Here is a 6,588-nt window from a genome sequence, read left to right on the forward strand (position 1 = left end):
TGAGATTTCCGGTCTAAAATACAGTGACCCCGCTCCTTTCCAGGATGGCGTAACCCTTGGCGAAGCTTTGCTTACCCCAACACGTATTTATGTAAAAAGTTGCCTTGAGGCTATCCGCGCCTTTGGTACCCATGGTGAAGGCGTAAAGGCCTTTGCTCACATCACCGGGGGTGGATTTGTCGAAAACCTACCCCGGGTCTTACCTGAAGGATTGGGGGTAACAATCGATGGCATCTCCTGGCCTGTTCCACGTGTCTTTAGCTGGCTTGCTAAAGTCGGTGGGATTGATGAACACGAAATGATGCGCACATTCAACTGCGGCATTGGCATGGCTGTTGTGGTTGCCGCCGACAAAGTAGAAGCTGTTACAGGTATTCTTCAAGCTCAAGGGGAAACCGTCGTCTCTCTCGGCACAGTAGAAACCCGCAGCGATGGCGAAGAAGCCGTTCAGATTGAAAGGCTTGCAGAAACGTGGCCCGCTTAAAAGTTGGCGTTCTGATATCGGGCAGGGGAAGTAATCTGCAGGCTCTTTTAGATGCCGCAGCAGATCCCGCTTTCCCTGCTGAAATCGTTCTGGTTGTCTCTAACGTTCCAGACGTCGCAGGGCTGGAACGCGCAAAGAAAGCTGGTGTTGCGACTGCAACTGTAAATCATCGCGACTATAAAAGTCGTGTTGATTTTGATAATGCCGTCACTGAAACCTTGGAAAATTCAGACGTTGAATTCGTCTGTTTAGCTGGCTTTATGCGTCTGGTCACAAAAGAATTTGTTGAACATTGGCACAACCGTATGATCAACATCCATCCTGCGCTATTGCCATTGTTTCCCGGTCTGGACACACATCAACGTGCGCTGGACGAAGGCTGCAAGCTTCACGGTTGTACCGTTCATTTTGTGCGTCATGAAATGGATAGCGGCCCTATTGTTGGTCAAGCAGCAGTGCCCGTTCTCCCCGAAGACACGGAAAGTAGCCTCGCTGCCCGCGTCCTCACCGCAGAACACAGGCTCTATCCGGAATGTTTGAAGCTCATTGCCCAAAAGAACATCACAATCTTGGGCAATAAGCTCACCTTCAAGCAAACATCACAAACAACAGAAGAAATGATCTGTAATCCTTGAGCTTGATAATTGGCAATTACAACGCAGATTGTTCTCCACAAAAACCGCAGCCTGAATCAGGACTGCGGTTTTTGATATTCCATACCATTTTGTTAAAACGAATTGCCTCTGTCTATTGAGACATTAAAACTTATCAATAACGACCACACCACTTGGCGACATCGTCGACATCTTCATCAGCACATCAGCCCCTTCTTGTAGGTCAACGGTACGATCAATGAGTTTTTCAGGGGAAAGTTCACCCTTGATAATCATATCAAGCATTTGATCATATTGATGACCTTGCATACCATGGCTTCCCAGCAGATCAAGCTCTCGACCTATGACCAAATTCATCGGGATATTCATATCCTTATGATCACCCGCCGCCAGACCAATTTGAACATGCCTCCCACGCTTCGCCAGACAGGCAATCGAATTATACGCCGTTATCGGTGATCCCAGCGCATCAATTGAAACCTCTGCGCCACCATTGGTAATTGAAAAGATGGCCTCGACAACATTATCGACTTTTGTCGCGTTGATTACATGTTCTGCACCTAACAACTTTGCCTGTTCCAAGGTCTGATCATTCACATCAATGGCAATAACCCTTGCCCCCAACGCACGGGCAATCATTAGGGAACTCAAACCGACACCACCGCATCCATGTACGGCGACCCATTGTTCAGGACCAACTTGGCCACGTTTTACAACACCACGAAAAGCCGTCATGAAGCGACACCCCAAACTGGCCGCAACCACGTGATCAAGCTGATCAGGCAAAGCCACCAAATTAACATCAGCATATTCGACAGCCATATACTGTGCAAAAGCGCCCCAGCCCGTAAATCCGGGTTGAAAGTCGTCATCACAGATATGCTCATTTCCCTTTGCACAAGACGGGCAGCGGCCACATCCACAGCTAAAGGGAACAATAACCTCATCCCCTGTCTTCCACCGTGTTACCCCGTCTCCAACAGCAACAATTGTTCCTGCACATTCATGCCCGGGCACATGAGGAAAACTCGTAATTGCGCCGTCATGACCAACCCAACCATGCCAGTCACTCCGGCAAACCCCATTGGCTTTGACTTCAAGTACAACACCGCCAACCGGAGGCGTTGGGTCAGCTAAGTTACCAACTTTGATATCGCCATTGAATTCTTCATAATAAGCAGCACGCATGGATTTTCTTCTTAAAGACAGGAAACAGGTAAGGATTTTACAGGATACTCAGAAATATCCGGCTTGAAAATCAAAACACAGTTAAGTCTGAACAAAGAGAGACAAAACGATGCCAGTCCTGGTTATGAAAACCAGTTCAGACTTGAAAAAGCGCCAACCTTTGGTAAAGTCATCCTGAATTTGGCCTCTGGCCAGATATTAAAATATTTGTGGAACAGAGGATCACACGACAATGACAAACGAAGAACTAACAGTTGAACGCCAACGCGGCTGGGAAAGCTTTACAAAAGTTTCCACATATTCTGTTATCGCAATTATGATCGTTCTCGGCCTAATGGCAGCAACACTGGTTTAAGTTTACTTGAACTGACTTAAAAAGGAGGCTTTTCAGCCTCCTTTTTTATTGCTTGCCTCACACGACAACAAACCGATCAAGCGCCGAGAACAACTGCTTGATATCATCTTTGCTGTTATAGAGATAAGGTGACACACGAATACCCTCACCTCTTTCACTGACAAAAACGTTTTCAGTAGCAAGTTTTTTCGCCAGATTTTCAATCTTTTGATTTGGAAAACTGATGCCGATAATATGAGCGACCCGGTTTTCGCCGATTGGGACCTTCCAGCCCCGATCACCTGCCATTTCAGCAACAAGGTTAGTCATTGGCCTGAGTGTTTCTTGAACGCCTTCTGCCCCCCATTTACTGACCTGGGTTGCTGATTCCAAAGCCATGGACAGAAGAATAAAATTATTACGCCCCCCCATTTCATAACGTAACGCGCCAGCTTTGGGCTGATGCATCCCGAAAGAAGAATCTGGATCATCACAGTTGAATTTATTGTATTCAATTGATTCCCCTTCTTGCCATTTAGGCGCAGCGTAAAGAAAGGCAGATCCAACCGGACTAAGAAGCCATTTATAAGAAGAACAAATAAGGAAATCAGGTTGGATAGCCGTAACGTCAATTGTCATTGCACCCACCGCCTGGGTCGCATCGATAACCAGCGCCGCGCCTTTATCCCTGCAACGATCTCCAACGGCAACGAGATCGATCTTACTACCATCAGTCCAATGACATGGTGGCAGTGTTACAATTGCAGTTTTATCGGTTATCGCCTCAAGTACATGAGGTGTCCAATCGTAGTCATCAGGACGCTTAACAACGCTTAATTCACCACCACATGCATTAGCTTTCTGTTCCCATGCAATAACATTAGACGGAAATTGCCCCTCAAGCAGAACAATATTTTGCCCCTTATTGAGAGATAGATTCTTTGCCGCCGTGGCAACACCATAAGCTGTGGAAGGAATAAGAGCGATATCGTTCGTTTGGGCCGAAATCATCTGAGCAAGAAGGGTTCTCAGTTCGCCCGAACGCTCATTCCAGAAATCCGGATCAAGGGTCCAAGGATTTGATTTGATCGCTAATCCTGCATTCCCGGAAATTTTGGCGGATTTCAGCATGGGTGACTGCGCAGCGCAATTCAAATAACAAATATCAGAAGGGATATCAAAAAGGGATTTCACGTTATCTATCATCGGACCTTACCAAAAAAACTATTTGAATTTTACCGTTAAAATGCGTCAAGACATTCATTACGGTAGATCAGTTGTATTCCGAGATAAGAATGATCGTACTAACAAGAAGAGTACACTTAATTTTTGCCGTCAGAAAAATTGAATGCGGACAAATTGTAAGCAGACAAAGCAAAAATAAGGAACAGGTATTTTCCTTACAAAAAAAGGGAAGCCGAAGCTCCCCTTTTAAATCTCGTATAGTCAGAAAGACTATTAGCCAACCAATTCAGCGTCTGAGAAGAAATATTTGATTTCTTCAGCAGCTGTTTCAGGAGCATCAGAACCGTGTACAGAGTTTTCACCGATTGAAAGTGCGAACTCTTTACGGATTGTACCTGCATCTGCTTCGGCTGGGTTAGTTGCACCCATAACTTCGCGGTTTTTAGCAATCGCGTTTTCGCCTTCAAGAACCTGAACAACAACTGGCTCAGAAATCATGAAATCAACGAGTTCGCCAAAGAAAGGACGTTCTTTGTGAACAGCATAGAAACCTTCAGCTTGTTCGCGGCTCATGTGAATACGCTTGGAAGCAACGATGCGAAGACCAGCTTCTTCGAACTTAGCAATGATTTTGCCAGTCAGATTACGCTTTGTGGCATCGGGTTTAATGATAGAGAAAGTACGCTCAAGAGCCATGTCAGGCACTCCTACTTTAGATAAAGAATGGAAATCGTTTGGCGGCCTTATACAGCCAGAAATGCTTTGGGGCAACTTTAATTACATGACATCTCTGTGTTAGCAGTTATTCGGCAGTTATCCGAGGGGACACATCCCCCACTTCAGTCTCTTAAAAACAAATTTTTGCCGTGAAAGTGAGCACGTAAAATCGAATTGGCATTATTTTAAAAATATTCCTCAAGAAAACTCTTACCACAGCCTCTCTTCAGTGATATTAAGCGCACATGCTACATATTAATAACCTTACATACCGCATCGTAGGCCGCCCGATTTTCGAAGAAGCCTCTGCAACCGTTCACAAAAACGATAAAGTTGGTTTTGTCGGCCGTAACGGCACGGGTAAAACAACCCTGCTGAAAATTATCTCTGGTGAGATTGGCTCAGAATCAGGCGACATCAACGTTCCCAATAAAACCAAGATGGGGAAAGTTGCTCAAGAAGCTCCATCTGGCAATGTCAGTCTTATTGATACTGTTCTTCTATCTGATGTTGAGCGGACAGATCTTCTCAAAGAAGCTGACACGGCAACAGATCCGATGCGCATAGCTGAAATTCACGAGCGCCTTGTGGATATAAAAGCAGATACGGCCCCCAGTAGAGCAGCACGTATACTTGCGGGGCTGGGCTTTAATGAAGAAGCACAGCAACAGCCCTGTTCTGCCCTTTCTGGTGGTTGGCAAATGCGTGTTGCCTTGGCCAGCCTGCTTTTTGCAGAACCTGATTTCCTTCTTTTGGATGAGCCAACCAACCATCTAGATCTGGAAGCTACAATCTGGTTGGAAAGTTATCTAAAAAACTATCCGGGAACCCTATTACTCATTTCCCATGACCGTGCCCTTTTGAATAATGTTGCCAACAAAATCATCCATCTCGAAAACCTTCAACTGAATTCCTACACAGGAAATTACGATCAATTCGAACAGGTTCGTCGGGAACGTCTTGAACACCAGGCGGCACAACACGCAAAACAACAAGAACAGCGCAAACACATTCAGAGCTTTATTGATCGTTTTAAAGCCAAAGCGTCAAAAGCCAAACAAGCGCAATCTCGCGTCAAGATGTTGGAACGTATGCAACCTATTGCTGCTGTTTCAGAAGACAGTACTTTGGCTTTTGATTTCCCCTCACCGGAAGAACTTGCGCCACCGCTGATCAACCTTGATCGTGTGGATATTGGATATGAACCAGGCAAACCAATCCTTAAGGGATTAGATCTTCGCTTGGATATGGAAGATCGTATTGCACTCCTTGGGGCAAACGGCAATGGTAAGTCCACCTTGGTGAAACTCCTTGCAGGACGTTTGGATCCTCAAGAAGGGCAGCTATACAAATCATCCAAGCTCAAGGTTGGCTATTTTGCGCAGGATCAAGCCGAAGAACTTGATCTCGATGCGACGCCGTACACCTTGATGGCCCGGCTGATGAAACCGGGAACACCCGAATCAAAAGTAAGAGCACAGCTGGGTCGCTTTGGCTTTGGCGTGAACCATGTATCAACAAAGGTTGGCAAGCTATCAGGTGGTGAAAAAGCACTCACAGCCATTGCTTTAGTATTTGCTATTTTTCAACTAAATCCAGCACCATTTTGTATGCTTTTTATCCCATCTAGTGAATCTTGTAATTCAGGAACTAATTTTTTTGTACGTTCAGGAGTTTCATTAAACTTTCGTTTAAAATATTTCTTCTGCTCATTTTGTGCGATCGTTTTAAAACCCTCACTTTTCTTAGCTGACAAATCACAAGTACTTTTTTCATACTTCAATTGCTCTTCTAGGATATCGGATTTGGCTGTTAGTATTACTTTTTCGGCTTTAGTTCCTTTTACAATTTTTTCTTGATTTGTTGTTTTTACCTCAGCCAAGTATTTATTCTTAAGGATATTCTCAAATTCAAGTAAAATGTCTTTTTGATCTTCAGTAAGCTCCTGGGTCGTTAATTCGTCATGTTCTAGTTCTTCTTGAATAAGATGGAAACGTGTAGTTTGTTCTTCCTGTATGGTCTTGCTTAGCTGAAGTGTCAGCACACTAACTGCAGAACGAATCCAA

At 44.9% G+C, this 6,588-nt stretch carries 7 protein-coding genes; 4 read left to right on the forward strand and 3 right to left on the reverse strand.

All coding sequences use genetic code 11. The features are described 5' to 3' along the window. On the forward strand, positions 1-484 hold a 484-nt coding region (locus tag Q0241_RS05350; protein ID WP_299374252.1), incomplete at its 5' end, for an AIR synthase-related protein. Next, positions 472-1,119: a phosphoribosylglycinamide formyltransferase gene (gene purN / locus Q0241_RS05355; RefSeq protein WP_299374255.1), complete on the forward strand. Its 648-nt coding sequence runs from the start codon at positions 472-474 to the stop codon at positions 1,117-1,119. The genes Q0241_RS05350 and purN, both read left to right, overlap by 13 nt. A 123-nt stretch (positions 1,120-1,242) precedes the next feature. Here the strand turns inward: purN and Q0241_RS05360 are convergent, their stop codons facing one another. Then, entirely contained in the window at positions 1,243-2,286 is a 1,044-nt protein-coding gene (locus Q0241_RS05360; protein WP_299374258.1) for a zinc-dependent alcohol dehydrogenase family protein, read from the reverse strand. A 232-nt stretch (positions 2,287-2,518) separates the two neighbouring features. Here Q0241_RS05360 and Q0241_RS05365 point away from each other — a divergent pair, with 232 nt between their 5' ends. Continuing rightward, the gene (locus Q0241_RS05365; RefSeq protein ID WP_299374261.1) at positions 2,519-2,641 is read left to right on the forward strand and encodes a hypothetical protein; all 123 of its coding nucleotides are present in this window, start codon (positions 2,519-2,521) and stop codon (positions 2,639-2,641) included. 57 nt (positions 2,642-2,698) lie between these two features. On the opposite strand, the gene Q0241_RS05370 is transcribed toward Q0241_RS05365, so the two are convergent. Both Q0241_RS05370 and ndk read right to left on the reverse strand, forming a co-directional pair. Continuing rightward, on the reverse strand, positions 2,699-3,826 hold the full coding sequence (locus Q0241_RS05370) for an aminotransferase class V-fold PLP-dependent enzyme (RefSeq protein WP_299374264.1): 1,128 nt from the start codon (positions 3,824-3,826) through the stop codon (positions 2,699-2,701). 252 nt (positions 3,827-4,078) lie between these two features. Continuing rightward, positions 4,079-4,501, reverse strand: coding sequence for a nucleoside-diphosphate kinase (ndk, locus tag Q0241_RS05375; protein ID WP_085900674.1), 423 nt, complete (start codon positions 4,499-4,501; stop codon positions 4,079-4,081). Between the two features lie 266 nt (positions 4,502-4,767). Here ndk and Q0241_RS05380 point away from each other — a divergent pair, with 266 nt between their 5' ends. Continuing rightward, on the forward strand, positions 4,768-6,381 hold the full coding sequence (locus Q0241_RS05380) for an ATP-binding cassette domain-containing protein (protein WP_299374270.1): 1,614 nt from the start codon (positions 4,768-4,770) through the stop codon (positions 6,379-6,381). Positions 6,382-6,588 lie beyond the last annotated feature (207 nt).

The sequence above is a fragment of the uncultured Kiloniella sp. genome (assembly GCF_937128705.1).
GTDB lineage: Bacteria > Pseudomonadota > Alphaproteobacteria > Kiloniellales > Kiloniellaceae > Kiloniella.

Bases quoted from the DNA above. Each gene is read 5' to 3' on its own strand.
- Q0241_RS05360 (WP_299374258.1), bottom strand. From the start codon at position 2,286: ATGCGTGCTGCTTATTATGAAGAATTCAATGGCGATATCAAAGTTGGT.
- Q0241_RS05365 (WP_299374261.1), top strand. From the start codon at position 2,519: ATGACAAACGAAGAACTAACAGTTGAACGCCAACGCGGCTGGGAAAGC.
- Q0241_RS05370 (WP_299374264.1), bottom strand. From the start codon at position 3,826: ATGATAGATAACGTGAAATCCCTTTTTGATATCCCTTCTGATATTTGT.
- ndk (WP_085900674.1), bottom strand. From the start codon at position 4,501: ATGGCTCTTGAGCGTACTTTCTCTATCATTAAACCCGATGCCACAAAG.
- Q0241_RS05380 (WP_299374270.1), top strand. From the start codon at position 4,768: ATGCTACATATTAATAACCTTACATACCGCATCGTAGGCCGCCCGATT.